Source organism: Nocardia sp. NPDC052001, from assembly GCF_040680615.1.
Classification (GTDB): domain Bacteria; phylum Actinomycetota; class Actinomycetes; order Mycobacteriales; family Mycobacteriaceae; genus Nocardia.
In genome coordinates, this window is the sequence record NZ_JBFAXC010000003.1 from 848,389 (window position 1) to 874,708 (window position 26,320).

The following is a 26,320-nucleotide window of genomic DNA, read 5'->3' on the forward strand; positions in this document are numbered from 1 at the left end:
ATCGGGTGATCCGCTGTTCAGCCGCAAGTTATCATTCCGGCTATTGCTCAGGGATGATGGTGTCTGGTGTGGCGGATTTTTCCGGTATCGGAAAACCGCCCATCTATGGATCGTCAGTACGGATTCGAACGGTATCCGTGCCGAGCCAGATGGGTGCGGACATGGTTTCAAGTTCCGAGCGCCGCTCCGGCCGTCACTCGGCCGGAACGGAATTCACCGTGGTCGCGGCGTTCACCGCGGCGTGGGGCAGTGCTGCCACGCCGCCGGATATCGCAGCTTTCCTGCCTGACGCAAGCACGCTGCGACGGGACGCGCTGCTGGAGTTGATCCGGGTCGATATGCGTCATCGCTGGCTGCGCCGCCCCGGCGGGCCGGTCCCGGCGCAGGAACGGCGCAAACGCCTCACCGAGTACTGCGCCGAATTCCCCGAACTCACCGAGCCCGATCTGCCCGCCGGGCTGGTGTACGAGGAGTTCGTCATCCGCAGGCACAGCGGGGAACGCGTGGATCCGCGCGACTGCCTGCGTGAGTATCCGCACCAGGCCGACGAGTTGCGCGAACTGCTCAATGCCGATGACGAGGATCAGAGCACCCGGCGGGCCGCCCGGGACGACTCCACCCGCGGCGGCACCACCCACGTGCCCTCGGCCGAGTTCACCCGGGCCGCCGACATCCTCGGCGAATTCACCAGGGGCGCAGACTCTTTCGGTGAGTCCACCTTCATTCGCGATGGCGATGACGCCACCCGGGCCGCACCCTTCGACGACAGCGATTCCACACATCCGGGCATACCGCTCGATATCGACTCCACCCGCGCGGGCGGCCTGCTGGACGGTGATTCCACCCGGGTCCCCGAGCAGGGCGAACTCACCCAGCAGGACCCGTCCGCCCTGGCCGCGGCGATGGACGGCACCCGCGCCACCGGCGGCGGACTCAGCGCCCCCGAAACCGGTGAACTGCTGGACCGGCTCGAAATCGGCCAGCGCATAGACGATTTCGATCTGCTCACCAGCCTCGGCAGCGGTGCGTTCGCGCGCGTATTCCTGGCCCGGCAGCGCTCCCTGCAACGCCTGGTCGCGGTCAAGGTATCCGCCGATCACGGCACCGAACCGCAGACCCTGGCGCAACTGGACCACGACTACATCGTGCGGGTCTTCGACCAGCGGCTCATTTCCGGCATCCGGACCAGCAGCGGGCGGCGCATGCGGCTGCTCTACATGCAGTTCCTGCCGGGCGGCACCCTGCTCGGGGTGCTGCGCTGGGTGCGCGCCACCCCGGTCGCCGAACGCAGCGGGCAATTGCTGCTCGACGCCGTGGACGCGGCCATGGAGGAGAAGGGCGAGATCCGGCCCACCGATTCCAGTGTGCGCGACGAGCTCGCCGGACTGAGCTGGCCGGAAACCGTTGCCTGGCTCGGCCGCAGACTCGCCGAGGCGCTCGACTACGCGGACAGCCACGGGGTGCTGCACCGGGATGTGAAGCCCGCGAACGTGCTGCTCACCGCCGAGGCCGTGCCGAAACTGGCCGACTTCAACATCAGTTTCAGCCGCAATCTCGATGACGCCAGCCCGGTCGCCTACTTCGGCGGCTCACTGTCGTACATGTCGCCCGAACAGCTGGAGGCGTGCCATCCCGGCCGCGCCCGCTCGGCCGCCGAACTCGACACCCGCGCCGATATCTTCTCGCTCGGCGTGGTGCTGTGGGAATTGCTCACCGGTGCGAAACCATTCGATGACTCGACCGCCGGACCCGGCGGCCACGGCGACCACACCACCCTGGAGGCCATGCTGGACCGGCGGCGCGGCGGTGTGGAACAGGTTGCCCTGGAACGCGTGCCCGCCGACTGCCCGGCCGCACTGCGCCGCGTGCTGCTCACCTGTCTGGCCCCCGACCGCGAGGACCGCTGGAGCAGCGGGACGATACTGGCAAGCCAATTGGAGATGTGCCTGGATCAGCGCGCGCGGGATCTGGTCGATCCGCCGCCGCACAGCTGGCGCATGCGGCTGCGGCCCTGGCTGATCCCGATCGTCGTCCTGGCGATCGCGATCCCCAATGTGCTGTCCTCGCTGTACAACATCGTGCACAACAACACGCTGATCATCAGCAGCATGTCCGATGCCGCCATGCACACCTTCACCCTCATCACCGCGCTGGTGAACGTGCTGTTCTTCCCGCTCGGGGCGGCGCTGATCATCTATCGGTGCCGGAGAGTGATCCGGGTGCCGCGGGGCCTGCGCAAAGGCAAGACCTACGACGCGGACACGCTGCGCAGCGCCAGAGCCGATGTACTCCTTGCCGGAGAACGCATTTCGCTCATCGTGTTCTCGCTGTGGCTGATCAGCGCGATCACCTTCCCGGTCGCGCTGCGCCTGTCCACCGGTGAGATACCGACGCGCGGCATGGTGCATTTCGTGGTGTCGCTGGTGGTGTGCGGGGCCATCGCGGTCGCGTACCCGTTCTTCCTGGTGACCTTCTTCCTGGTGCGCTGTATATATCCGATGTTCCTGCGGCACGGGGATATCAGCGGCGAGGACGCGGTATGGCTGCATCGGCTCGGGCACCGCTGCACCACGTATCTGGCGGTGGCGGCGTCGGTGCCGCTGTTGGCCGTGGCGGGTGTGACATTCCTGCCGCCCGAGGACATTCCGCGCGTCATCGTCGCGGTGCGGGTGCTGAGCGTGGGCGGCATCCTGGCCTTCGTGGCCGTATACATCATGTTTCGTGCGCTGGAGGCGGATCTGCAAGCCCTGGAACGTGTGGTGGCGCCCGGTCGCCGAGTTCACGATACCGGGGAGCCCGTGGGTACCGGATCGTGAACGAGCATCCGGCGCAGGCGGTTTCCCGCTTCACCGCCGAATGGGAATCCACCTTGCGCGGCGACCGCCTCGAACCGCCGGAATTGGACGGCTACGTTCCCGACGGTGAGGCACTGCAACTCGATGTGCTCACCGCGCTGGTGCGGGTGGATATGCGGCAGCGCTGGCGGCGCGCCGGTATGGAGAAGCGCATCGCCGACTATCGCAGCGAATTCCCGGCTGTCACGCGCAGCGCCGAATTCGCGGATCTGGTGTGCGAGGAATACCTGGTCCGCAGCCGGTACCGGCCGCTGGACGTCGACACCTTCAGCGCCGAATATCCGGAGGTGGCGGGGGAGATCCGCCGCCGCTTCTCGGACGGCATCGCCCCCGCCCCGCCGCCCGAACTGCCCGCGGGCATCGAAACCGGCCGCCGCCTGGACGATTTCGATCTGCTCACCGATCTCGGCGGGGTGACGCACAGCCGCATGTTCCTGGCCCGCCAGCGCTCCATGCAGCGACTGGTCGCGGTGCGGGTGGAGTCCGGCGCGAACAGCGACAGCCCCACCGTCGCCCAACTCGACCACCACTACATCGTCCGCGTCTACGATCAGCGCCTCATCGCGGGCAACGGCAATCCGCTGCGCCTGCTGTACATGCAGTACCTGCCGGGCGGCAATGCCGCGGGGGTGCTCAGCCTGCTCCGTGCGCAACCCGGTCCTGCGGCCGGTGGTGAGCTGCTGTTGCGGGCGGTCGACGCCGCGATGGAGGCGCGCGGGGAGATTCGGCCCGCGGATTCCAGTGTGCGGCGCGAGATTTCGGCGTTGAGCTGGCCGGAGACCGTGGCATGGGTGGGGCGGCGGCTGGCGGCGGCGCTCGACTACGCCGAGCGGCACGGGGTGCTGCATCACGATATTCGGCCGGAGAACGTGCTGTTCACGGCCGAGGGCGTGCCCAAACTCGCGGATTTCGCACTGGGGCCGCTGTATTGGAACGCCGGTATCCCGGGTTCCGGTGGGGTGGCGTCGGATTCGCCCGAGGGTCTGCGCTGGCGATCACCGGAAGCCCTTGCCGCACGGCTGGATCCGGCCGCGCCGATGCCGGACGCGCGCAGCGATATCTTCTCCCTCGGCGTGCTGCTGTGGGAAATGCTCACCGGCGCCGCGCCATTCGATGATCCTGCGGCGGACGGCATACCCGGGCACGAGGTCGTGACGGCCATGCTGGCGCGGCGGCGCGCAGGCGTGCAACCCGCCGCATTGGCCACACTGCCCCCGGACACCCCGGCTACGCTGCGCCGCGTCCTGCTGGAATGCCTGGACCCGGATCCGGATCGGCGCTGGCAGAACGGCGTCGAGCTGGCCGGGCAATTGGATCTCTGCCTGGACGCGCGCGCCCGGGACCTGGTCGATCCGCCGCCGAGGAGCTGGCGGTCGCGGGCCAGGAGTTGGCCGGTGCCGATCGCGGCGCTGTGCGTCGGCGTGCCGAACGCGCTGGCCAGCGTCTACAACATCCGGCTGAATCAGAGCCTGATCGTGGATCGGCTGTCCGCGGTCGATCAGCAGCGGTTCGGCACGGTCGCGCTGGTCAACAATGCCATCGCGTTCCCGCTCGCGGCGCTGCTGCTGCTGTGGCTGGCGCGGCGGCCGCTGACGGTCACCTATCGGCTCGCCCGCGGGCATCGGTATTCGCCCGCGGCGCTGGCCCGCGCCCGCGCGGACACACTGCTGCTCGGTGAGCGCGCGGTGTGGATACCGTTCCTGATGTGGGTGATCGCGGGCGTGGCCTGGCCGCTGGCGCTGTCCGCGTCCGGGGCGCGGCTGCCACCGCATACCTTCCTGCATTTCTTCACGGCCCAGGTGGTGTGTGCCGCAATCGCTCTCGCGTATCCGTTTTTCCTGATCGCCGGGTATTCGGTGCGGGCGCTGTATCCGCAGTTGCTGGTGCGGGGCGCGGTGGGACCGGCCGATCGGCGACAGCTGCTCGGTTTGGCGCGGCGCAGCAATGTGTATCTGGCGGCGGCCGCGTCGGTGCCGCTGCTCGGTGTCGTGACCGCCACTTTCGTCTCGCGCGAGGACCTGGAATTGGTGATCGTCCCGGTGCGCTGGCTGAGTGTGGGCGGCGTGCTCGCCTTCGCGCTCAGCTACTGGCTGTTCCGGCTGCTCGAGGCCGATTTACAGGCGCTGGTGCGCGCGATTCCGAAGGGCGGCCGAGCGCCGGGCGATTCCGGGCGCGACGGGTAACCGGGGATCCGGCACGGTCGTCGCGAACGATCGCGGACGCGGCGGATATCGATCGGCCCGCCGACCTGGCGAGGCGGCAACGATTTTCGGGTCGATTCCGTAGGGTTGGCGGCGTGACCCGCGGCAGTGTCGAAACTTCCCTGGCGGAGCTGGCGTCGCGTATCAGGCAGCGCGCTGATGGACAGTCCGGTCGGTTCGTCCTGGGGATAGCCGGACCGCCCGGTGCGGGCAAATCCACCCTCGCGCGCGGTGTCCGCGATGAATTGAATCTGGCCGCGGGGACCGCCATCGCGGAGGTCGCGCCGATGGACGGGTTCCACCTCACCAATGCGCAATTGCGGGCGCTCGGCGAACTCGCGCGCAAGGGCGAACCCGATACCTTCGACGCCGCCGGATATGTGGCCCGGCTGCGCGAACTGCGCGAAACCCCACTCGGACAACCGGTTCCGTGGCCGACCTACGATCGCGAGATCCACGAACCGGTACCCGGCGGCGTCGTGTTCGACCGGCAGCGCATCATCGTCACCGAGGGCAACTACCTGCTGCTGAACGATCACGGCGCACCCGGCTGGTCCGCGGTGCGGCCGCTGCTCGATGCCACCTGGTACCTCGACGTCCCGCGCCCGGTCATCGAACAACGCCTGGTGCGCAGGCATATTCGCGGCGGCCGCAGTCCCGAGGCCGCGCGCACCAAGGTCGCCGAGAGCGATCTGCTCAATGCCCGCCTGGTCGAGGGCACCCGCCCCAGCGCCGATCTGGTGCTGCGCAAATTCGGCCGCGCCTACCGCATCGTCTGATCCATCCAGGCCCGGGTACCGACGGAAACGCACGAGCGCGAGGCGACCTCGGCCGCATGCCGCAGTGCCGCCGGGAACGGTTCGCCGAGCTGATGGAAATGGCAGAACGCGCCGTGCAGGATATCGCCCGCGCCCAGGGTATCCACGGCATGCGTTGTGCCGATGGGGATTTCACCGCGCTCCCCGGGCATGGAATAGGTGATGGGGTGTGCGCCGTGCGTGACGGCCACCCACGCCGGGCCGATCGCGTGCAGCCGGTCGAAGAGCTCGGCGGGAGCGACGCCCGGCGGAGCGAAGGCCGCCGAACAGATGGCGATATCGATCAGCGGCAGCAGTTCGGTGTGCACCGGCCGCCAGCGCCCCGCGTCCAGCACCACCGGGATGCCCCGCTCGCGCGCCGCCGCCGCGATCCGCAGGGACGGTTCGGCATAGTGCCCGTCCACCAGTACCACCGATACCCGGTGCAGGTGCTCCGCGGCCTCGCTGTCGAATGGCGCGTATACGCGGGAACCGTCCAGCGACACGATGGTTCGCGTCGCCGTCGCGGTCGCCACGATGATCGAGGACACCGGCGGCTGCTGCGCGCTGTCCGGCGTCAGATCGGTGACACCGACCCCGTGCTGTTGCAGATCGCCCCGGATGAGCTCCGCCAGTGGATGTTTGCCCAGCGCAGTGACCAGCGTCGGCACCCGGCCGGACAGGTGCGCGTAGGCGATCGCGGCATTGGCGGCCGGACCGCCCGCGCCCAGGAACAATTCATCGGCCTGGGTCTTGCTGTCCTCGGCGGGATATCGGTCCACCGCGTACGCCAGGTCCAGGGTGGACAGTCCGATGAATACCGCTCCGTTGTCGTCCATCAGGTGACGATACGGCGCTACCGTGGTGGAAACGGGGAGGTAAGGCAGGCAATGGAATTGACCAAGGGCGCGAACGCGCCGATCAACGCGGACGAAGTGGTCGTCGAGGTCAGCGCGGCAACCGCGGTGGATGTGGCGGCCCTGCTGCTCACCGGCACCGGCAAGGTCCGATCCGACAGCGATTTCATCTTCTACAACCAGCCGGTCGGTCCCGGCGTCACCGCCCAACCGCCCAACCGCATTCGGATCGCCACCCGGCAGGTGCCCGCCGAGATCGACCGGATCGTGGTCACCGCCAGCCTGGACGGTTCCGGACCGCCCAACTGGGGGCGCGCCGGACGACTCACCATCACCGTCGCCGATCCGACCGGGCGAACCCTGGCCAGTTTCACACCCACCGATCTGAGCACCGAGACCGCGCTGATCGGCGTGGAAATCTATCGGCGGCAGGGGAGTTGGAAGGTGCGCGCCGTCGGCCAGGGCTACGCGAACGGGCTCGCCGGAATCGCCACCGATTTCGGCATCACCGTCGATGACGCGCCCGCACCACAGCAGGCGTACCCGCCACCACCGGTCAACTATCCGCCGCCCGCGCCGACGACGGTGAATTACCCGCCACCCGTGCCGAACTATCCGCCGCCACCGTCGTATTACCCACCGTCGCAGCAGAATCCGTATCAGTCTCCGCCGCCGTACCAGCAGGGTGCGCCGCAGCAGCCGTACGCGCCGCAGCCGCAGTCCTTCACACCCCCGCCGCAGCCCAGATTCGGCGAGGCGACCGTCAGCCTCGACAAGGGCCGAGTGTCCCTGAGCAAGAACGAGACCGTCTCGCTCACCAAGACCGGCGCGCCCTCGCTCACCCGCGTGAAAATGGCGCTCGGCTGGGATCCGGCCAAGCGCGGCAAGGATATCGACCTCGACGCCTCGGTGGTCGCCTACAACCGGCAGGCCAAGGAATTGGGCAAGGTCTGGTTCGTGAAGCTGTCCGCGTTCAAGGGCGCGATAAAGCATTCCGGCGACAATCTCACCGGTGCGGGCGAGGGCGATGACGAGGTGATCACGGTCGACCTGCCCGCGCTGCCCCCCGACGTGTACGCCCTGCTCTTCACCGTGAATTCCTACTCGGGCCAGAAATTCGACGAAATCGCGCGCGCCTTCTGCCGTTTGGTCGACGATTTCTCCGGCGCGGAACTGGTGCGTTTCGAACTCTCCCGCGGTGATCGCCGCACCGGACTTTTCATGTGCATGCTGACCCGCGCATCGCAGGGCTGGAATATGACCGCGCTCGGCGAATACGGCGACGGCGCAACGGTTTCCAAGATGATCGATCCCGGAAAACGTTTCGTGCTGGCCACCGTGCACTGATCACGACGCGGAAACGGTAACGGGTTGCGGCCGAATTGCTCTCGGCCACAACCCGTTTCAGTTCCATCACGCGGTGAAACTAACCGCGTACCCGTGATTCGTACGCCTTGCGCGCACCGGAATCGACATCGTCCAGGAACGCGCTCTGCGCACCCAGCGCCCGCCCCAGCGCATCACCCAGCGCCTCCGGCAGCAGCCCGACCACCTGCGAGATGAGACCCGCCACCGTGGTCACCCGCACCTTGGATTTCGGCTCCACGATCAACCGGGTGATGGCGTCCGCGATCTCCTCCGGTTCGGCCGGGCGCAGCAGCGCCGGCGTCGAAACCCCGGACCCCAGTTCGGTTTTGGTGAGCGTCGGCAGCACCGACGAGAACCGCACCCCGGTGCCCCGGTACTCCTCGCGCAGGGTGTCGGTGAACCCGAGCACCGCGTGCTTGCTCGCGTTGTAGGTGGCCAGACCCGGAATATGGGTCTCCCCGGCCAGCGACGCGATATTGATGACGTGGCCCCTGCCGCGCGGCAGCATGCGCGCCACCGCCAGCTTGGAACCCAGGATCACGCCGTACACATTGATATCCAGAATGCGGCGGGTGATCGCGTCCGGCTCGTCCACCAGTCGCCCGGTGGGCATGATCCCGGCATTGTTGATCAGCACATCGATCGGCCCGAGCTCCCGCTCGACGTCATCGAGGAAGGTCTCGAACGACTGCTGATCGGTGACATCGAGCCGCCCGTACACCTCGAAACCCCGTGCGGCGCCGGACTCCTTGACGCTCACCTCGTCGATATCGCCGATGGCGATCTTCGCGCCGAGCGCCCGCAACGCCGTCGCGGTGGCCAGCCCGATACCGCGCGCACCACCGGTGATCACCACGACCTTGCCGGAGATCCCACTGAAGTCGGTCATTTACCGGTCCCCTTCACGGTGTCGAACACGGCCTGCACGCTCAACCGGCGCAGTCCGCGCGCACCCGCGGCCCGCATGGCGGCCAGCGAGAACGCCAGCTTGGTCGGCGAATACGGGAACCACAGCAGCTCTTTGGTCTGCGTCGGCAGGATCGGCTTGGTGATGGCCTGCTGCCGGCAGTACTTGCGCACCCCGTTCGCCCCACCCCAGCGCGCACCCACGCCGGACAGCCCCCAGCCGCCCATGGGCAGCGCGAAACTGAACATGTTCGCGAATACGTCGTTGATATTGACCGCGCCCGCATTCAGCTGGCGCGCAATGCGTTCCGCGCGATCCTTGTCACCGCTCCACACCGACGCGGACAGGCCGTAGATCGAATCATTGGCCAGCCGAATGGCTTCCGCCTCATCGGCCACCTTCATGACCGGCACCGTCGGGCCGAAGGTTTCCTCGGTCATACAGCTCATGGAGTGATCGACATCGGCGAGCACGGTCGGCTCGAACAGCGTGCCGACACCGGTGCGCTGACCGCCGGTGAGCACCCGCGCGCCCGCCTTCACGGCCTCGTCGACATGCCGCTGCACGATCCCGGCCTGCGCCTCGTTGGCCAGTGCGCCGATGTCGTACTTGGGTTCGCGGCCGTCCACGCCCTGCCGGACCTCCTTGACGGCGGCGGTCAGCTTCTGCAGGAATTCGTCGTAGACCGGCGCTTCCACGTAGACGCGCTCGACCGAGATGCAGACCTGCCCGGCATTGAACAGGCCGCCGAAGGCGATACCGTGCGCGGCGCGATCCAGATCGGCGTCGGCGAGCACGATGGCCGGATCCTTACCGCCCAGCTCCAGGCTGTACGGAATCATCCGCTCGGTGCAGGCCGCGGCGATCTTGCGGCCGGTCGGGGTGGAACCGGTGAACTGCACGTAGTCGACATGGCCGACGACGGCCGCACCGGTCTCGCCCGCGCCCGTGACGATATCGAGCACCGGCGGCGCACCGATCTCACGCCAGCCGCGCACCAGCGCGACCGCCGAAAGCGGCGTCACCTCGGAGGGTTTCAGAATGACGGCGGCACCCGCGGCCAGCGCCGGAATCACATCGATCACCGGCATCGCGAGCGGGAAGTTCCACGGCGTGATGACACCGACCACCGGATACGGCCGGAACACCCGGGTCAGCGACTTCACCCGGGCCAGCGGGCTGTGTGGTGAAGGATGTTCGTCCGCAAGGAATTTCGCGGCCCGGCGGGCGTAGTACCCGGTCAGGTCGATGGAGAAGGCGGGATCGATGAGCGCGTCGATGCGCGCCTTACCGGTCTCGGACTGCAGGATGTCGGCGAGCGCGTCGGTATTGTCGACCAGCCAGTCCTGGAGTTTGAGCAGCCATTCCTTCCGCCCGTCCGGGCCGATGGCCTCCCATTCGGGCTGATGCAGGCGCAGTTCGGCCACCTTGGCCGCCACCGTCGCCGCCGAATCGATCGGCACCGTGCCCGCGACCTCGCCGGTGGCGGGATTGCGCACCTCGAGCTCGGTCGGAATCACCTGTGCGGCAGCCGGTTCCGCCGCCGCGGCGGCTTCCGGAGCGGCGGCGACCACGGCCGCGGGCTCCGCCGGGACGGCGGGCTCGGCCTTGGCCGCCGGTTTCGCGGCCGCCTTCTTGGCGGTGCCGTTGGCGGCGGCCTTACGGGGTGCGGTCTTACGGGCGGAACCCGCGGCGGGCTCGGTATTGGTCACGGTGTGCTCTCCCACGTGCGCTGCATTGCGAACCGGTTCGGCTCCGTGAGCTGTGCGACAGCTCACTGAACTATGATCGTGACACAATTTCGCCGGGACATTCTTGGCTTCTGGGCTCAAGGATTCCGGTCGTATTTGTGCTCTGGAACCAAAGGGGAAGGTCCACCCGTGGCAATTATCGAGACCAGCGAGGCCACCCGGCAGTGGATCGCCGATTTCGTCGCGGAAAACCTGCGCACCGAGAACCTGGAACAGGTGCTTACCCGCCTGGACAGCGCGATCATCGCCCGCGTTCCCGAACTCCGCGACCGGGATATGCGCCGCGATCTGTCCGCCAGCACCCGCGCGCACGCCTACGAGGTGCTCAGCGGACTCACCCAGGACCGGTTCGACTATCCGGTGCCCGAACAGGCGCACGCCTTCGCTCGCACCGTCGCCCGGCGCGGCCACGATGTGCGGCTGCTGCTGCGCGTCTACCACGTCGGCCAGGAGGCGCTGCTCGACTACATGACCGAGATCGTCGGTCAGGGACAGCTGCCCCGGGACATCGAAAGAGATGTCCTGCTAAGGCTTTTCGACCGTTCCACACGCTGGATCAGCACCTCGGTCGAAGCGCTCACCGACACCTATATGCAGGAGCGCGAGAGCGGTCTGCGCGCCGCGCTCAACCAGCGCGCCGAAATCGTGCGCGCCCTGCTCGACGGCGGCGAACTCGATATCGAACTCGCCTCCGCCCGGCTCGGCTACCGGCTCGCCCAACGACATCTGGCCCTCGTCCTGTGGACCGATGAGGACACCACGCTCACCCCGCCCGACGGCTCGGACGATATCGCCGGACTGCTGGACCGCGTCGCCGCCCGCTGCGCCAGCGCCCTCGGCAACGGCAGCGTCCTGACCGTCCCCTCCGGGGCCGCGGCGCTGTGGGCGTGGATCGGCCTGGACGATGAGCTCCCGGACTCCGCACGAGCCGCCTGGCCGGTCGAAACGGCCGTCCGGGTGGCCGCCGGGGTGCCCGCCGCCGGGGTCGCCGGATTCCGCGGCGGACACCGCGAGGCCATCGCCGCCCGGCAGGTCGCCGAACGCGCCCGGCCCGGGCTACCTGCCGTGGTGCGCTATCCCGATGTCGAGGTGGCCTATCTGGCCGGAGCCGACGAGACCGCCATGCGGGCACTCATCGACAGGGAATTGGGCGCGCTCGCGGCACCCGACGCACAATCGGCGCGCCTGCGCGAAACGCTGCACGCCTATTTACGCGCCCGCCGCAGTCCGGACGCGGCCGCGAAAATACTGGGCGTACACAAGAACACCGTGCGCTACCGAATTCAGCGCATAGAAGAACTACTCGATCACTCCATCGACCGGCGCGGCCCGCGCCTGGAGATCGCGCTCGACTGCGTGGCCGTCTACGGCGTCTGAACCGGACGCCCTCCGCCCGCTCTAGCTCGCGTCCTCATCGCGGGCGGCGGCCTCACGAGCGGCGATGCGGCGCAACGGCGGCTCATTGTCCGCCGCCACCGGCACCCGCCGATCCGGCAGTTCCGCCAGCAGCTGCGTGGTGGCGGCCGCGATGGCCTCCACCGCCTTGTCCACGGCCGGTTTCGTAGCGGTCGTCAAGCCCGAGACGCCGCTGATCTTGCGGACGAATTGCTGCGCGGCCGCGTAGATTTCCTGGTCCGTCGCGGGGGGCTCCAGCCCGCGCAGGATGGTGATATTTCTACACATGCCCGAGAGAGTAATGCCGGAATTAAAAGCATGACAGGTGAAGAATCCGGGGCTTGCGCCGGAATCACACTCCGACGGGCTCGAGAAAGCCGCCACACGCGATCGGCGAATACTCGGCCACTCCAACACCGATGAGTAAGAATCGAGGTATGCCCGCCCGCGACGTGCCAACGCTGACGACTTTCCCCTACCCGGAGCTCGACCAGCGCGAGGAAGACCACTGGTCCGGCGCACAGGTCTCCGACGACGAACTTCGCGCTCTGGCGCTCGGCGGTTTCTACTCCGCCCGCTGGGACGCCTTCCACGACGCACTGCTGCTCGGACCCGAACGCGAGCATCCGCTCGGCGATCGCCGCGAACTCGCCATCGACACCCTCACCGGAGCCTGGGGCATCACCGACGGCACCGAGGCCATGGCATCCATGGAGCAACTCCTGGAAGGCATGCATTCACCGCTCTACGCGCTCGTGCATCCACTGGTGATGGCGGGCATCAATTCCCCCGAACGCGACCGCTTCGGCGAGCGCGCCGACCGGCATCGCGCGTTCCTGCGCCAGGTCGGCTCGTTCCGCGGGATGGAGAATCCCGAAGCGCTGGTACGCGATTACGACATCTGGTCCCAGGCCATCAAACTCGGCCTGACCGAACATCTGGTGCGCCCGCTGCCCACCGATATCCAGGCGTGGGATCTGGCCCGCGTGGTCGCGGTCAGCCGGATGGCTTACACCGCAGGCTATTTCGAGGCCGATGTGGCCTGGGACTACCTCATGCGCGCCCTGCCGCTGGCCCAGCGCAAATACCGCAACTGGCGGCAATTCGGCGATGCCTATCTCGCGGGGTGGACCTACTGGCAGGCGTGTGAGGATCTCGCCGAACTCAAATCCGGCGGGGTGGACCGGCGCATGGAACTGCTGCGCCTGTGGATGCGCCCGACCAGTCCGTGGCGGCGCATCGAACTCCAGCCCGAGGCGGAACCGGAACAGCCGGAGGATTAGGCCCATCGACTGACCCGCCGCACGGCGGGTCAGTTCTCTTTTTCCTCGGCCGGATTCTTCTCAGTCGGGCAGGGACCGCAGGATGCCGCGGCCGTAGCGCTGGAATTGCGCGTCGTCGACCATGGCGAGCGAGTGCCGCTCGACGAGCAGCTCCCATTCGGAGTAGAGCTTGTGCACGCCCGGATCGGCGGGACCGGCTGCCCCGTCGGCGGATTCCCGCTGGATCGCGAAATTCAGTGCGCCGGTGACCCTTTCGGTATCGGCGCGATCGGTCCCGGTGAAATGCCAGGACAGATTGCCGTCATTCACCTCGACGCCGTACTCGCCCGGCGTGGTGCCCGAGCCCGCGCTGTCATCGGTGGTGCGCGCCCACAGCAGGGCCGCGATGGGTAGCTCATGCGCGAACCGCTTACCGGCGCCGAGCGAGATGAACATCAGCCGGGTGGTGCTGACCGCAAGCAGCCCAGCGCCTTTCGCGGCGGGCGGCTGCGCGTTCACGAGCGCGGCCTCCAGCAGATACTCATCGGCGGTGACATAGCGGTGCAGCGCGGCGACGGCCGGTTTGGCATCGCGCTTGGGCGCCATCCGGCGTACCGCGCGATCCACATCGGCGCGGGCGGGACCGGTGCGGCCCCAGGACGGTGCGGGCGGATTCAGGTCGGGGGAAGCCACATCCAGGCGCTGGGTGGCCAGGATCTGATTGTTGATCCGCTCGACGATGACGGTGGCGGCGGGCACATCGTGTTCGGCGATGAGCACCGGCAGGGGAGTGCGGTCGGCGGGCACGCCGGTGAGCACGGGGGTGGGATAGCGGAGATAGATCTCGATGACGACGGCGTCATCCGCGCGCCGGTTCAACCGCACCTTGAGGAGTTCGGCGACCGGTACGTCGAGCACGCGCTCGCCGTCCGTTCCCGGCCGCAGCACCGTCAGTCGCCCGTTGCCGTGCCGCACAATCGCTGTGGGTGTCCGTAGCTCGACTATGTCCATACCCCCTGCGCTCTGTTGTGTCGTCGCTCACGATGGGACGACCATGCCATCATTGTGACCACTCGGTCCGACACCAGGGGGTGACCGTCCCGACGTGTTGCCGCAGATGGTCGGGGAACCACCCGCGTTCTTTAGCCGTTTACCTGTTGAACTGCATTAGCTGCCGAACTGCGCGATGTAACGACTCGACCCTACGGGGTAACGTGGCATGTCCGCATCCGTTCGCTGGAACGGGCGCGCCACAAGCATCGCAGGCAAACCGGATACACCCCCCGGAAAGGACTGGCCGCCGGCCGACGCTCTATGACCCGCAAGAATGTGTTCCGCAACCTGGCCATAGTCGCGGGCTTCCTGCTCGTGATCTATCTGGTCAGCATCTTCAGTGATGACACGCGCGGCTGGCAGAAGGTCGACACGTCGGTGGCGCTTTCCCAGCTGCAGAACAAAGACAATGTCGACAACGTTCAGATCGACGACAAAGAACAGCAGCTGCGCATCACGCTGAAGAACGGCAATGATGCGACCAGCGGCGAGAAGAAGATCATCGCCAAATATCCGGGCGGTGGCGAGATCTCGCAGCAGATCTTCCAGGCCGCGCAGAATTCCGGCGCCAAGGTCAACACCTCGGTGAAACAGGATTCCTGGCTCAGCCAGATCCTGCTCTTCATGCTGCCCATGGTGATTCTGCTGGGCTTGTTCATCTTCGTGATGTCCCGCATGCAGGGCGGTGGCCGCGGCGGCATGATGGGCTTCGGCAAATCCAAGGCCAAACAGCTGTCGAAGGATATGCCCAAGACCACCTTCGCCGATGTGGCAGGTGCCGACGAGGCCGTCGAAGAGCTGTACGAGATCAAGGACTTCCTGCAGGCCCCGGCCCGCTATCAGGCCCTCGGCGCGAAGATCCCCAAGGGCGTACTGCTGTACGGCCCGCCCGGTACCGGTAAGACGCTGCTGGCCCGCGCGGTCGCGGGTGAGGCGGGCGTCCCGTTCTTCACCATCTCCGGTTCGGACTTCGTGGAGATGTTCGTCGGTGTCGGCGCCTCCCGCGTGCGTGATCTGTTCGATCAGGCCAAGCAGAACAGCCCCTGCATCATTTTCGTCGACGAGATCGACGCGGTCGGCCGCCAGCGCGGCGCCGGCCTCGGCGGTGGCCACGACGAGCGTGAGCAGACGCTGAATCAGCTGCTGGTGGAGATGGACGGTTTCGGTGAGCGCACCGGCGTCATCATCATCGCGGCTACCAACCGCCCGGACATCCTGGATCCGGCGCTCTTGCGCCCGGGTCGTTTCGACCGGCAGATCCCGGTGAGCAATCCGGATCTCGCGGGTCGTCGCGAGATCCTGCGGGTGCACTCGCAGGGCAAGCCGATCGCGACCGATGCCGACCTCGAGGGTCTGGCCAAGCGCACCGTCGGCATGTCCGGCGCGGACCTGGCCAACGTGATCAACGAGGCCGCACTGCTCACCGCGCGTGAGAACGGCACCGTGATCACCGGTGCGTCCCTGGAGGAATCGGTCGATCGCGTGATCGGCGGCCCGCGCCGCAAGTCCCGCATCATCAGCGAGCACGAGAAGAAGATCACCGCCTACCACGAGGCCGGGCACACCCTGGCCGCGTGGGCGATGCCGGATATCGAGCCCGTCTACAAGGTCACCATCCTGGCCCGCGGCCGCACCGGCGGTCATGCCATGACGGTGCCCGAGGACGACAAGGGCCTGATGACCCGGTCGGAGATGATCGCCCGCCTGGTGATGGCCATGGGTGGTCGCGCGGCCGAGGAACTGGTGTTCCACGAGCCGACCACCGGCGCCTCCTCCGATATCGACCAGGCCACCAAGATCGCCCGTGCCATGGTCACCGAATACGGTATGAGCGCTCGCCTGGGCGCGGTCCGCTACGGCCAGGAGCAGGGCGACCCGTTCCTGGGCCGTTCGATGGGCACCGCCTCGGATTATTCGCACGAGGTCGCCCGCGAGATCGACGAGGAGGTGCGCAACCTCATCGAGGCCGCGCACACCGAGGCGTGGGCCGTGCTCAACGACTACCGCGATGAGCTGGATGCCCTGGCGACCGCGCTGCTGGAGCGGGAGACGCTGCACCGCAAGGATCTAGAGGTCGTGCTCGCCACGATTGAAAAGCGGCCGCGCATAACCGCTTTCAATGATTTCGGCGGCCGCACCCCGTCCGATCGCCCGCCGGTGAAGACCCCGCGCGAGCTGGCCACCGAGCGCGGCGAGCCGTGGCCGGAGGAGCCGGTGCGCCCGGTCGTTCCGGTCGGGCAGCCCGCCAACGGCTATCCGGCGGCCGATCCGGCCTATCCGGGCGGACAGCAGTACGGCGGTTACCCCGCTCCCGCTCCGGCCGGTTATCCGCTACCGCAGCCGGGCGGCTATCCGCCGCGGCCCGCGGGCACGCACGGTTCCCGTCCGGATTACGGCGCTCCCGCCGGATGGTCGGCCCCGGGCTGGCCGCCGCAGGAGGATCAGCCGCAGACGCAGCCGCCACAGCGGCAGGCGTACGGGGGCTGGGCCCCCGCGGGTGGTCAGCGGTACACACCGCAGCCGCCGCAGCAGCCGGACTACGGGCAGCAGCAGCCGGAGGGCCAGCAGCCGCCCGCCGGTGAGGACAACGGTGAGTGGGACGGACCGAACGGTCGTCGCTGATCGAGCCCCGGATAGGCTCATCTGGTTCGCGGCCCGGTTCGGGTCCGGTCCGGTAGGTGCGGGCCCGCGCGACGGGCGGTGAGGTTCCGCGCGCGGGTGGGTGCACCACCGCACCGCGTGCGGGTGCACCGCTCGCGGCGGGCGCCACGCCTGGTGTCCGGGCCCGTACCGGCGGCAGCCGCGTACGCCGCACCCTTTTCCACGTGCGGCAGTTCTCTACAGGAGGTGTCGATTGTCGGCCAACAACCGTGTCGTCTCCGGTCCGATCGCGCTCGACACCGGTCGGCCGTTCGATCAGGATCGCGCAGAGGCCGCCGTTCGCGAATTGCTGCTCGCGGTCGGTGAGAATCCGGATCGTCCCGGTCTCGCCGATACCCCGGCCCGCGTGGCCCGGGCGTACAAGGAGATGTTCGCCGGGCTCTACACCGAGCCGGACAAGGTGCTGGACACCACGTTCGACGAGGGGCATCAGGAATTGGTGCTGGTCCGCGATATCCCGATGTACTCGACCTGTGAACACCATCTGGTGGCGTTCCACGGTGTCGCGCACGTCGGTTATATCCCGGGCGCGCACGGCCGCGTGACGGGTTTGTCCAAACTGGCGCGGTTGGTGGATATGTACGCCAAGCGCCCGCAGGTGCAGGAGCGCCTCACCAGCCAGGTCGCCGACGCCCTCATGCGCAAGCTGGAGCCGCGCGGCGCGATCGTCGTGGTGGAGGCCGAGCACCTGTGCATGGCGATGCGCGGAATCCGCAAGCCCGGCGCGAGCACGACCACCTCGGCAGTGCGCGGTCTGCTGCAGACGAATGCGTCCTCGCGCGCCGAGGCCCTGGACCTCATTCTCCGGAAGTGAGCACTGTGTCCAATTTGCCCTCCGCTGCGCTCCGGGCGGGTTCGCGGCCCCCTATGTCCCGAACCTTCCCTCCCTCCGCTCCTCCGCTGCGCTCCCCCGCTCCACTCGGTCCAGAACCGGGACGGGCTGCGAACTCGGCATGCGGGAGTCGTGAGGCGTGGTGACCACGCGCCTTCCGAATCCACGCGGGGCTCGGTCCTGCGTGGTGATGGGCGTCGTGAACGTCACCGCGGATTCGTTCTCCGATGGCGGCAAGTTCCTGGATGTGGGTGCGGCGGTCGCGCACGGGTGGCGGCTGTACGAGCAGGGCGCGGACATCATCGATATCGGTGGTGAGTCGACCCGTCCCGGTGCGCACCGGGTCTCCCCGGAGACCGAGGCCGCGCGGGTGGCCCCGGTGATCCGGGAGCTGGTGTCGCTGGGCGTTCCGACGAGTGTGGACACCATGCGCGCCCGGGTGGCCGAGGCCGCCATCGAGGCCGGTGCGTCGGTGGTCAATGACGTCTCCGGTGGCCGTGCCGATGCCGATATGGCGAAAGTCGTTGCGGCGGCCGGTGTTCCGTGGATTCTCATGCATTGGCGCGCGGGTGCGAACTATGAGCACACGGGCCCCGCCGAACACTATGGCGATGTCGTCGCCGAGGTGCTCGCGGAATTGCGCGATCAGGTCGATGTGGCTGTCGCCGCCGGGGTGGATCCGGACCGCCTGGTGCTGGATCCGGGTCTGGGTTTCGCCAAGAACGCGGACCACAATTGGGAATTGCTCGGTGCGCTACCGGAATTCGTGGCGACCGGGCTGCCGATTCTGATCGGCGCCTCGCGTAAGCGTTTTCTCGGTTCGCTGCTGGCCGATGCCGATATTCCGCGTCCCCCCGCCGGTCGCGAAACCGCGACCGCCACCATTTCCGCCCTGACCGCCGAGCACGGCGGCTGGGGTGTACGCGTGCACGACGTGCGCGCCTCGCTGGACGCCATCGCGGTCACCGATGCCTGGCGCAATGCCCGGCGGGCCCGCGCGGGCAGGGTCGTCGACAGGTGGACTTGGACACAGGGAGAACAACTTTGAGCACCGACCGCATCGAATTGCGCGGCCTGCGCGTCTTCGGCCATCACGGCGTCTTCGATTACGAGAAGCGGGACGGCCAGGATTTCGTGGTGGATCTGACCGTGTGGACCGATTTCGCGGCCGCGGCCAAATCGGACGATATCGCCGACACCATCCACTACGGTGAGCTGGCCGATCTGGCGGTGCGCATCGTGGCGGGCGAACCGCGCGATCTGGTCGAGACGGTGGTGTCCGAATTGGCCGACGCGGTGATGGCCGATACCCGAATTCGTGAGGTCGAGGTGGTGTTGCACAAGCCTTCCGCGCCGATTCCGCATAGCTTCTCCGATGTCCGGGTCGTCACGTCCCGGCGGCGCGAACCGGAGGAGGCGTAGCGGTGAGCCGGGTAGTGCTGTCGATCGGATCGAATCTGGGTGATCGGCTGGCGCACCTGCGCGGCGTGATCGAGGTGCTGCGCCCGCGCCTGCTGGCGGTGTCGTCGGTGTACTCCACGCCGCCGTGGGGCGGTGTGCCGCAACAGGATTACCTCAACGCGGTGCTGGTGGCCGAGGATCCGGAGCTGGAGCCCTCGGATTGGCTGCGGGTGGGGCAGGAGCTGGAGCAGGCGGCCGAGCGGGTGCGCGAGGTGCGCTGGGGCGCAAGGACTCTCGATGTGGATATCGTGTGGGCCGCACAGCGCCGCCGGGACGGCGAGGTGCCGTGCCGCAGTGCCGATCCGATCCTGACGCTGCCGCATCCGCAGGCGCACAATCGGGCTTTCGTGCTGGTGCCGTGGCTGGAGGTGGAGCCCGATGCCGTGCTGGAGGTGAGTGCCGGTGCGCCGCAATCGCTTCGGGAGCTGCTCGGGGTGCTGGACGCGGCCGAGGTCGAGGGTGTGCGCCGCACCGAGCTGGCGCTGGGGTGGCCGGTGTGAAGCCGACTCGCGTATTGGATCTGTGCCTGAATGTGGCGCTGGCGGCGGTGGTGGCCTGGATCGCCACCAATGTCGCGTATTCGAGTTTCCCGCCCATCACCGTGTTCTCGGGGGCCTCGCTGCTGCCGGTGGCGGTGCTGGAGGCGGTGCTGGCGTTCGTGATTCGGGCCCGGGTGGAGAACCGGGGGATCGGGGACAGTCCGCGGCAGTTGCATCCGATCACCGCGGCGCGGGCGGTGGCGCTGGCGAAGGCGTCGGCCCAGGTGGGTTCGCTGGTGGGCGGCATCTGGCTGGGGTTCCTGATCTGGCTGCTGCCCCGGGGCTCGGATCTGCGGGCGGCCTCGGCGGACACCCCGGGTGCGGTGGTCGGGCTGGTGGCCGGGCTGCTGCTGGTGGCGGCGGCATTGTGGCTGGAATATTGCTGTCGCGCGCCGATTGATCCGCCCGATGAAGCGGCTACCTCATAGCAAACATAAAGTCGACGATGATCGGCAAGGTTGAAGCCGGAGTGTCCAGTTCAAGCTATGTTGGTGGCTATGGTTTCACCCTCCCGGAGCAGTGCTTCCCGTCGACGACGTGAAGACGCGGGAAAATTCTTCACCGGTCTGCTGCTTCTCCTCGGTCTGGTTGCCAGTATTTTCCTGGTCTTCAGCGATAACGTCCACATGATCCGTGTGGGCCTGGTCGCGGCGCTGTGGGCGGCCGCCATCGGAGCCCTCGCCGCGACCCGTTATCGCAGGGAGTCGGCTACGGACCGGGCCAAAGTAGGTGACCTGCAAAAGGTCTACCAACTGCAGCTGGAGCGCGAGGTTGCTGCCCGCCGCGAATACGAGCTCGGCGTCGAGTCGCGAGTGCGTAAAGAGGTCGGCGCCGATGCCGAGGAAATGGCCGCATTGCGTGCCGAACTGACGGTATTGCGCGAGAGCCTGCAGCGGCTCTTCGACGGCGATCTGCCCGGTGAACGCCCCGCTCTGCGCGCCGATGCCGTCCGAGTGCAGGAATTGCCGGCCAGCAACGGCAATTCCGCGAATGGGTCGGCGAACGGTAACTGGGAGGACACCGACTCCTGGGATCCGTGGTCCGCGCCCGTCGATCCGATCGAACAGGACCTCGGCAGCCGCATCACCCCGGTCTTCGACGCCGACCATCCCGAGCCCCCGGCCTTCGCCAGTCCCTTCGACGATCCGGTGACCGCGGAGACCTCCATCGTCACCGACAGCATCGACCGGCTGCGCGTGCCGCATCATCCGGCCGACCGCAATCGCGAATACGAGCCGCCGCACGATTTCGAGCATCTGCGCCCGTTCGAGGACGACTTCGCCGCCAAACCCGCCGCACCGCAGGATGATTCCCGCGATGACGTGGACGCCGCGCGGGCCGCCGCCGACGCCCTGCGCTCGGGTTCGGGTTCGGCGCAACCGATTCCGCGCGCGAACAACGGCGATGACGCCCAGCGCAAGCACACCGAGCCGCTCACCAGCCTGGAACGTGAAGGGCTCGAGCAGGTTCCGTGGTTCGAGACCGATCTGTCCGAAGCGGGCGGGGTGCCCCGCACCGCGACCGGCAATGGCGCGCAGACCGCGCCGGGCACGGCGGCACCGGCCGCCACGGCCGGTGCGAAGCAACCCGCCGACAGCGGTCAGCCGCAGTCGGCGAACGGCGGCGAGCAGTCCGCGGCCGAGCAATCCGGAGCGCCCGCCAATCCGCGGCTGGCCCCGCCCGCTGCGCCCGCGCAGCCGATCGGCACCGCGAGTTCGCGTCGCCGTCGTCGTTCCGACGAGGACGCCGACGATGATTCGGGCCGTCGCCTGTCGGTCGCCGAGATCATGGCGAATCTGCGTTCCGAGGGTGGCCGGTAACCGCCTGTAAGACATCCCACAGTCGGTGGCCTCGCCGTATCGAGGCCGATATCCTCGGGCCGTAACGTCTGGTACCCGCAGTGCGGGACTGGAACGAACTTCGAGAGGACAAGGGTGACCTCGGACAAGGATGTCTGCGGAACCGATCTTGCGCCTGCACGACTGACGGTGGGAATCGTCTCGGCGGGACGCGTCGGCTCCGCCCTGGGTGCGGTACTCGAGCGCGCCGGGCATGTGGTCTTCGGTGTTTCCGCGATTTCGGACGCCTCGATTCGGCGCGCCGAGACGCGGCTGCCGGATTCCCGCATTCTGCCCGCCGAAGAGGTGGCGACGCGCAGCGAACTGCTGGTGCTGGCCGTTCCGGACAGCGAATTGGCCGGGCTGGTCGCGGGTTTGGCGACCGCGGGCGTGGTGCGCCCGGGCACCATCGTGGTGCACACCTCCGGTGCGAACGGCATCGCCATCCTGGCCCCGCTCACGGCGCTGGGCGCGCTGCCGCTGGCGATTCATCCGGCCATGACCTTCACCGGTCATGACGAGGACATCGCGCGACTGGCCAACGCCTGCTTCGGCGTGACCGCCGCGGACGATATCGGCTATGCCATCGCGCAGGCGCTGGTGATCGAGATGGGCGGTGAGCCGGTCCGCGTCTCGGAGGAGAACCGCACCCTCTATCACGCGGCTCTGGCACACGGCAGCAATCATCTGGTGACCCTGATCGTGGATGCCGTCGCGGCCCTGCGTGCGGCGCTCGCGGGCCCCGGCCTGCTCGGTCAGCAGATGGTCGACGAACAGCCCAATGGACTTGCCGAGCGCATGCTGGCCCCGCTGGCGTCGGCCGCACTGGACAACGCGCTGCGCCGCGGCCCGGCGGCGCTCACCGGCCCGGTGGCGCGCGGCGATGTGCCCGCGGTGGCCGCCCACCTGGAGGCGCTGGAGGATCTGGACCCGCGCATCGCGGCCGGATATCGCGCTCTCGCACTGCGTTCGGCCGAGCGCGCCAAGACCAACCCCGCCCTGTTCGATCTGCTGGAAGGACACTGATGGACCCGAAACTGCGTGGTACGTACAAGCGCGGTGAGCTGACCGTGTTGCACGAGCCTGCGGTGGTCACCTCGGTTGCCAAGGCTTTGCGTTCGACGGGTCGTACGGTCGCTCTCGTGCCGACCATGGGGGCACTGCACGAGGGTCACCTGGAGTTGGTGCGGCGGGCCAAGCGCACCAATCAGGTTGTCATCGTGTCCATCTTCGTGAATCCCCTGCAATTCGGTGCGGGCGAGGATCTGGACAAGTACCCGCGCACCCTGGACGCCGATGTGGAGCTGCTCCGCGCCGAGGGCGTCGAGTTGGTGTTCGCGCCCAGCGCCGCCGAGATGTACCCGGACGGCCCGCGCACCACCGTGCACCCCGGCCCGATCGGCGATGAGCTCGAGGGCGCGGTCCGCCCCGGCCATTTCGCGGGCATGCTGACCGTGGTGGCCAAGCTGTTCCAGATCTGCCGTCCCTCCGAGGCGTTCTTCGGCGAGAAGGATTATCAGCAGCTGACGCTGATCCGGCAGATGGTCCGCGATCTGAATTTCGATCTGAAGATCGTCGCCATTCCCACCGTGCGTGAGCAGGACGGTTTGGCGCTGTCCTCCCGAAACCGATTCCTCGATCCCGCCCAGCGTGAGCTGGCGACCACGCTGTCGGCCGCGCTGGCCGCGGGCGGGCATGCCGCCGGACTTGGCCCGAAAGCCGTATTGGAAGCGGCACATTCGGTACTGTCCACGGTGTCGGGCATTGAACTCGACTACTTGGAGATCCGCGACTCCAATCTCGGTGTGGTGCAGACCAGCGGAAACGCGCGTCTGCTGATCGCCGCCCGACTGGGCGGCACCCGCCTCATCGACAATCTGCCCGTCACCCTCGGTACGCCCGTCGACGGCAATCCGAACACTCCCTACCGGCCTGCTCAGGCCACAATTCGTTAGAAAGGCAACAGGCGATGTTGCGCACCATGATGAAGTCCAAGATCCACCGTGCCACGGTGACCCATGCCAACCTCCACTATGTCGGCTCGGTGACCGTAGACCAGGACCTGCTCGATGCCGCCGATCTGCTCGAGGGTGAGCTGGTCGCGATTGTCGACATCACCAATGGCGCCCGGCTCGAGACATACATCATCGCGGGTGAGCGCGGTTCCGGCGTGATCGGAATCAATGGCGCCGCCGCCCATCTGGTGAATCCGGGTGATCTGGTGATTCTCATTGCCTACGCACAGCTGAACGAGGCGGAGTTGCGGGAGTACGCGCCCCGCGTGGTATTCGTCGACGAGCGCAATCGCCAGGTGGAGCTGGGTTCGGATCCGGCGCACGCGCCCGAGGGCTCGGACCTGATCTCACCGCGTTCTCTATCCACGAACTGAACGGAGCGTCGGGGACACCCATGCTGCTGACCATCGATGTCCGCAATACCAGCATCGAGCTGGGCCTGTTCTCCGGTAGCGGGGAGCACGCGAAGCTGGTGCGGCAGTGGCGGACCCATACCAATCCGCTGCTGACTGCCGATGAATTCGCGCTCATGGTGCGGGGTTTGATCGGTGCGGACGCGGAGCAGGTTATGGGCGTCTCCGCACTGTCCACGGTGCCGCCGGTGTTGCGCGAGCTTCGTGAAATGCTCGGCCGCTACTGGGGTCATGTCCCGAACATTGTGGTGGAACCCGGTGTGCGAACCGGTATTCCGCTGCTCGTGGACAATCCCAAGGAGGTGGGCGCGGACCGTATTGTGAACTGTCTCGCGGCCTACCATCGGTACCAATCCCCGGCCATTGTGGTGGATTTCGGTACGGCTATCTGTGTCGATCTGGTGTCGGCCAAGGGGGAATTTCTCGGCGGCATCATCGCGCCCGGTGTGGAGATTTCCACCGAGGCGCTGGTGGAGCGCAGCGCGCTGCGCCGGGCCGAGCTGACACGGCCGCGTTCGGTGATCGGCAAGAACAGCATGGAATGCATGCAGTCCGGTGCTGTTTTCGGTTTCGCCGGTATGGTCGACGGCCTCATCGATCGAATTCGCGATGAATTCGACGCGTTCTCCAGCGATGATGTGGCGATCGTGGCGACCGGTGCGACGGCCCCGTTGATCGTGCCGGAGTCCGAGACCATCGAGCATCATGAACCGCATCTGACCCTGGATGGTCTGCGCCTGGTCTACGAGCGCAATCAGCAGCGCAAGGTGCGCCAGCCGTAATGCGTACCCGTCGGTTTGTGACGCAGTCGTTCTCCGTGGCCTCTGTTGCTCCGGCGAGAACGGCTGCTAAGCTCCCTCTCGTGTATTTCCGCGTGAGCACCCAGGAGTGTTGTCGAGGCTGATCAGCCTCGGCGTCGTCGAGGCATCGTTTTTGCCCTCGACCGTGCACACACTTCTTGGAGTTTCGCCTCATGCGATCTTCGGTACTTTCCCTTTCCACAGCCAATGCGCCCCACGGCGGCTCGCGGCTCCTGCCCGAGGTGACCGAACGGGCCACCGCGTCGGCTCTCCCCACCCGGCTGCGTCCCGCCGACCTGCTGCGTCTCACCGATGAGGGCGCCGAGGACGTACTGGCCGGGCGTTACGATCACCTGCTGCCCGCCGATGGCCTGTGGCCGACCGAAAAGCGCTGGGCGGTAAGACTTCTCGCCGATGACGAGGTCGACCTGTGGCTGATCAGCTGGGTGGCCGATATCGCCACCGAATTGCACGATCACGCCGGTTCACTGGGCGCGCTGACCGTGCTCTCCGGTGCGCTCTCCGAATTCCGCTGGAACGGTAAGGAATTGCGCCGGCGCACGCTGTCCGCGGGCGATCAGGCTTCCTTCCCGCTGGGCTGGGTGCACGACGTGGTGCGTGCCCCCGCCGCCGAAGCCGGTATTTCCGGCCCGCTCGATCCGACTTTGAGTGTGCACGCCTATTCGCCGCCGCTGACCGCGATGTCCTATTACGAGGTCACCGGTCACGGCACGCTGCGCCGCACCCGTTCCGTTCTCACCGACCAGCCCGAAGGCGAACTCGAATGACCCACATGACGATCGACGGCATGCTCGCCGAAGCGCGTGAGCGGCTGCGACGCCTGTACCCGGTGGAAATCCCGCAGGCCATCGCCCGCGGCGCGCTGCTGGTGGATATTCGCCCGCAGGCGCAGCGCATGCGGGAGGGCACGCTCCCCGGCGCACTGGTGATAGAGCGCAATGTCCTGGAATGGCGTCTGGACCCGACCAGTTCGGCCCGCCTGGCGCTGGCCGACGATCACGACCGCGAATGGATCATCGTCTGCTCGGAGGGCTATACCTCCAGCCTCGCCGCCTCCTCGCTGCAACAGCTGGGCCTGCGCCGCGCCACCGATCTGGTGGGCGGATACCAGGCGCTGAAGGCCGCCGGCCTGCTCATGGTGGCCGCCACCGCACCGCATTTCGAGCGCGAGGTCGTCACCCTCGCATGGCTCTGAGCCGATCCGCGATTATCGGGGCACAGTTTGCCCGGGCGGCGGAAAAATGGGTTTCCACCGCAGGATAAGCTAAAGCCCCGTGAGCACCCCCACCCCCTC

General features: G+C 67.6%; 24 protein-coding genes. 19 read left to right on the forward strand and 5 right to left on the reverse strand.

The features are described from left to right. Nucleotides 1-161 precede the first annotated feature (161 nt). The 3 genes from AB0L82_RS19275 to AB0L82_RS19285 all read left to right on the forward strand — a co-directional run bounded on the left by AB0L82_RS19275 (nucleotide 162) and on the right by AB0L82_RS19285 (nucleotide 5,835). The gene (locus AB0L82_RS19275; protein WP_364637593.1) at nucleotides 162-2,816 is read left to right on the forward strand and encodes a serine/threonine-protein kinase; all 2,655 of its coding nucleotides are present in this window, start codon (nucleotides 162-164) and stop codon (nucleotides 2,814-2,816) included. Further along, complete coding sequence (locus tag AB0L82_RS19280; RefSeq protein WP_364637595.1) at nucleotides 2,813-5,038, forward strand: protein kinase; 2,226 nt, start codon at nucleotides 2,813-2,815, stop codon at nucleotides 5,036-5,038. Before AB0L82_RS19275 ends, AB0L82_RS19280 begins: the two co-directional genes overlap by 4 nt. A 113-nt stretch (nucleotides 5,039-5,151) precedes the next feature. After that, nucleotides 5,152-5,835, forward strand: a complete 684-nt coding sequence (locus tag AB0L82_RS19285; RefSeq protein WP_364637597.1) for a nucleoside/nucleotide kinase family protein — start codon at nucleotides 5,152-5,154, stop codon at nucleotides 5,833-5,835. Here the strand turns inward: AB0L82_RS19285 and AB0L82_RS19290 are convergent. Beyond that, a complete protein-coding gene (locus AB0L82_RS19290) occupies nucleotides 5,820-6,692 on the reverse strand; it encodes a PfkB family carbohydrate kinase (RefSeq protein ID WP_364637599.1) in 873 nt (290 codons plus the stop codon). The two genes, AB0L82_RS19285 and AB0L82_RS19290, sit on opposite strands and share 16 nt — an antisense overlap. 51 nt (nucleotides 6,693-6,743) lie before the next feature. On the opposite strand from AB0L82_RS19290, the gene AB0L82_RS19295 reads away from it, so the two are divergent. Further along, nucleotides 6,744-8,057, forward strand: a complete 1,314-nt coding sequence (locus AB0L82_RS19295; RefSeq protein ID WP_364637601.1) for a TerD family protein — start codon at nucleotides 6,744-6,746, stop codon at nucleotides 8,055-8,057. A gap of 79 nt (nucleotides 8,058-8,136) precedes the next feature. On the opposite strand, the gene AB0L82_RS19300 is transcribed toward AB0L82_RS19295, so the two are convergent. After that, entirely contained in the window at nucleotides 8,137-8,967 is an 831-nt protein-coding gene (locus AB0L82_RS19300; protein ID WP_364637603.1) for an SDR family oxidoreductase, read from the reverse strand. Continuing rightward, entirely contained in the window at nucleotides 8,964-10,505 is a 1,542-nt protein-coding gene (locus AB0L82_RS19305; protein WP_364638006.1) for an aldehyde dehydrogenase family protein, read from the reverse strand. The genes AB0L82_RS19300 and AB0L82_RS19305 overlap by 4 nt, the downstream gene beginning before the upstream one ends. Before the next feature lie 360 nt (nucleotides 10,506-10,865). Here AB0L82_RS19305 and AB0L82_RS19310 point away from each other — a divergent pair, with 360 nt between their 5' ends. Next, nucleotides 10,866-12,113 carry a helix-turn-helix domain-containing protein gene (locus AB0L82_RS19310; RefSeq protein ID WP_364637605.1) on the forward strand — a complete coding sequence of 416 codons (1,248 nt, stop codon included), beginning with the start codon at nucleotides 10,866-10,868 and terminating at the stop codon, nucleotides 12,111-12,113. A gap of 21 nt (nucleotides 12,114-12,134) precedes the next feature. Here AB0L82_RS19310 and AB0L82_RS19315 read toward each other — a convergent pair whose 3' ends face one another. Then, nucleotides 12,135-12,419 (reverse strand): DUF2277 domain-containing protein, encoded by a 285-nt coding sequence (locus tag AB0L82_RS19315; RefSeq protein WP_364637607.1) that lies wholly within the window; start codon nucleotides 12,417-12,419, stop codon nucleotides 12,135-12,137. 131 nt (nucleotides 12,420-12,550) lie between these two features. On the opposite strand from AB0L82_RS19315, the gene AB0L82_RS19320 reads away from it, so the two are divergent. Beyond that, complete coding sequence (locus AB0L82_RS19320; protein WP_364637609.1) at nucleotides 12,551-13,414, forward strand: DUF1266 domain-containing protein; 864 nt, start codon at nucleotides 12,551-12,553, stop codon at nucleotides 13,412-13,414. A 60-nt stretch (nucleotides 13,415-13,474) separates the two neighbouring features. Here the strand turns inward: AB0L82_RS19320 and AB0L82_RS19325 are convergent, their stop codons facing one another. Beyond that, nucleotides 13,475-14,404 carry a hypothetical protein gene (locus AB0L82_RS19325; RefSeq protein ID WP_364637611.1) on the reverse strand — a complete coding sequence of 310 codons (930 nt, stop codon included), beginning with the start codon at nucleotides 14,402-14,404 and terminating at the stop codon, nucleotides 13,475-13,477. Nucleotides 14,405-14,707: 303 nt separating this feature from the next. Here AB0L82_RS19325 and ftsH point away from each other — a divergent pair, with 303 nt between their 5' ends. The 13 genes from ftsH (at nucleotide 14,708) to AB0L82_RS19390 (ending at nucleotide 26,221) form a co-directional block, all read left to right on the forward strand. Then, on the forward strand, nucleotides 14,708-17,068 hold the full coding sequence (ftsH, locus tag AB0L82_RS19330; RefSeq protein ID WP_364637613.1) for an ATP-dependent zinc metalloprotease FtsH: 2,361 nt from the start codon (nucleotides 14,708-14,710) through the stop codon (nucleotides 17,066-17,068). A 232-nt stretch (nucleotides 17,069-17,300) separates the two neighbouring features. Next, entirely contained in the window at nucleotides 17,301-17,921 is a 621-nt protein-coding gene (gene folE, locus AB0L82_RS19335; protein ID WP_364637615.1) for a GTP cyclohydrolase I FolE, read from the forward strand. A 208-nt stretch (nucleotides 17,922-18,129) separates the two neighbouring features. Next, entirely contained in the window at nucleotides 18,130-18,987 is an 858-nt protein-coding gene (gene folP, locus AB0L82_RS19340; RefSeq protein WP_364638008.1) for a dihydropteroate synthase, read from the forward strand. After that, the gene (gene folB / locus AB0L82_RS19345; RefSeq protein WP_364637617.1) at nucleotides 18,984-19,361 is read left to right on the forward strand and encodes a dihydroneopterin aldolase; all 378 of its coding nucleotides are present in this window, start codon (nucleotides 18,984-18,986) and stop codon (nucleotides 19,359-19,361) included. The genes folP and folB overlap by 4 nt, the downstream gene beginning before the upstream one ends. A gap of 2 nt (nucleotides 19,362-19,363) precedes the next feature. Further along, on the forward strand, nucleotides 19,364-19,900 hold the full coding sequence (gene folK, locus AB0L82_RS19350) for a 2-amino-4-hydroxy-6-hydroxymethyldihydropteridine diphosphokinase (protein ID WP_364637619.1): 537 nt from the start codon (nucleotides 19,364-19,366) through the stop codon (nucleotides 19,898-19,900). Further along, nucleotides 19,897-20,367 carry a DUF3180 domain-containing protein gene (locus tag AB0L82_RS19355; RefSeq protein ID WP_364637621.1) on the forward strand — a complete coding sequence of 157 codons (471 nt, stop codon included), beginning with the start codon at nucleotides 19,897-19,899 and terminating at the stop codon, nucleotides 20,365-20,367. Before folK ends, AB0L82_RS19355 begins: the two co-directional genes overlap by 4 nt. 69 nt (nucleotides 20,368-20,436) lie before the next feature. Further along, nucleotides 20,437-21,759 (forward strand): DUF6779 domain-containing protein, encoded by a 1,323-nt coding sequence (locus AB0L82_RS19360; protein WP_364637623.1) that lies wholly within the window; start codon nucleotides 20,437-20,439, stop codon nucleotides 21,757-21,759. A gap of 114 nt (nucleotides 21,760-21,873) precedes the next feature. After that, a complete protein-coding gene (locus AB0L82_RS19365; protein ID WP_364637625.1) occupies nucleotides 21,874-22,803 on the forward strand; it encodes a DUF2520 domain-containing protein in 930 nt (309 codons plus the stop codon). Beyond that, nucleotides 22,803-23,732 carry a pantoate--beta-alanine ligase gene (panC, locus tag AB0L82_RS19370; RefSeq protein WP_364637627.1) on the forward strand — a complete coding sequence of 310 codons (930 nt, stop codon included), beginning with the start codon at nucleotides 22,803-22,805 and terminating at the stop codon, nucleotides 23,730-23,732. Before AB0L82_RS19365 ends, panC begins: the two co-directional genes overlap by 1 nt. 14 nt (nucleotides 23,733-23,746) lie before the next feature. Then, nucleotides 23,747-24,166 (forward strand): aspartate 1-decarboxylase, encoded by a 420-nt coding sequence (gene panD / locus AB0L82_RS19375; RefSeq protein WP_364637629.1) that lies wholly within the window; start codon nucleotides 23,747-23,749, stop codon nucleotides 24,164-24,166. 20 nt (nucleotides 24,167-24,186) lie between these two features. Then, nucleotides 24,187-24,987 carry a type III pantothenate kinase gene (locus tag AB0L82_RS19380; protein ID WP_364637631.1) on the forward strand — a complete coding sequence of 267 codons (801 nt, stop codon included), beginning with the start codon at nucleotides 24,187-24,189 and terminating at the stop codon, nucleotides 24,985-24,987. Between the two features lie 191 nt (nucleotides 24,988-25,178). Next, nucleotides 25,179-25,793, forward strand: a complete 615-nt coding sequence (locus AB0L82_RS19385) for a cysteine dioxygenase (protein ID WP_364637633.1) — start codon at nucleotides 25,179-25,181, stop codon at nucleotides 25,791-25,793. 5 nt (nucleotides 25,794-25,798) lie between these two features. Continuing rightward, nucleotides 25,799-26,221, forward strand: a complete 423-nt coding sequence (locus AB0L82_RS19390; RefSeq protein WP_364638010.1) for a rhodanese-like domain-containing protein — start codon at nucleotides 25,799-25,801, stop codon at nucleotides 26,219-26,221. Nucleotides 26,222-26,320 lie beyond the last annotated feature (99 nt).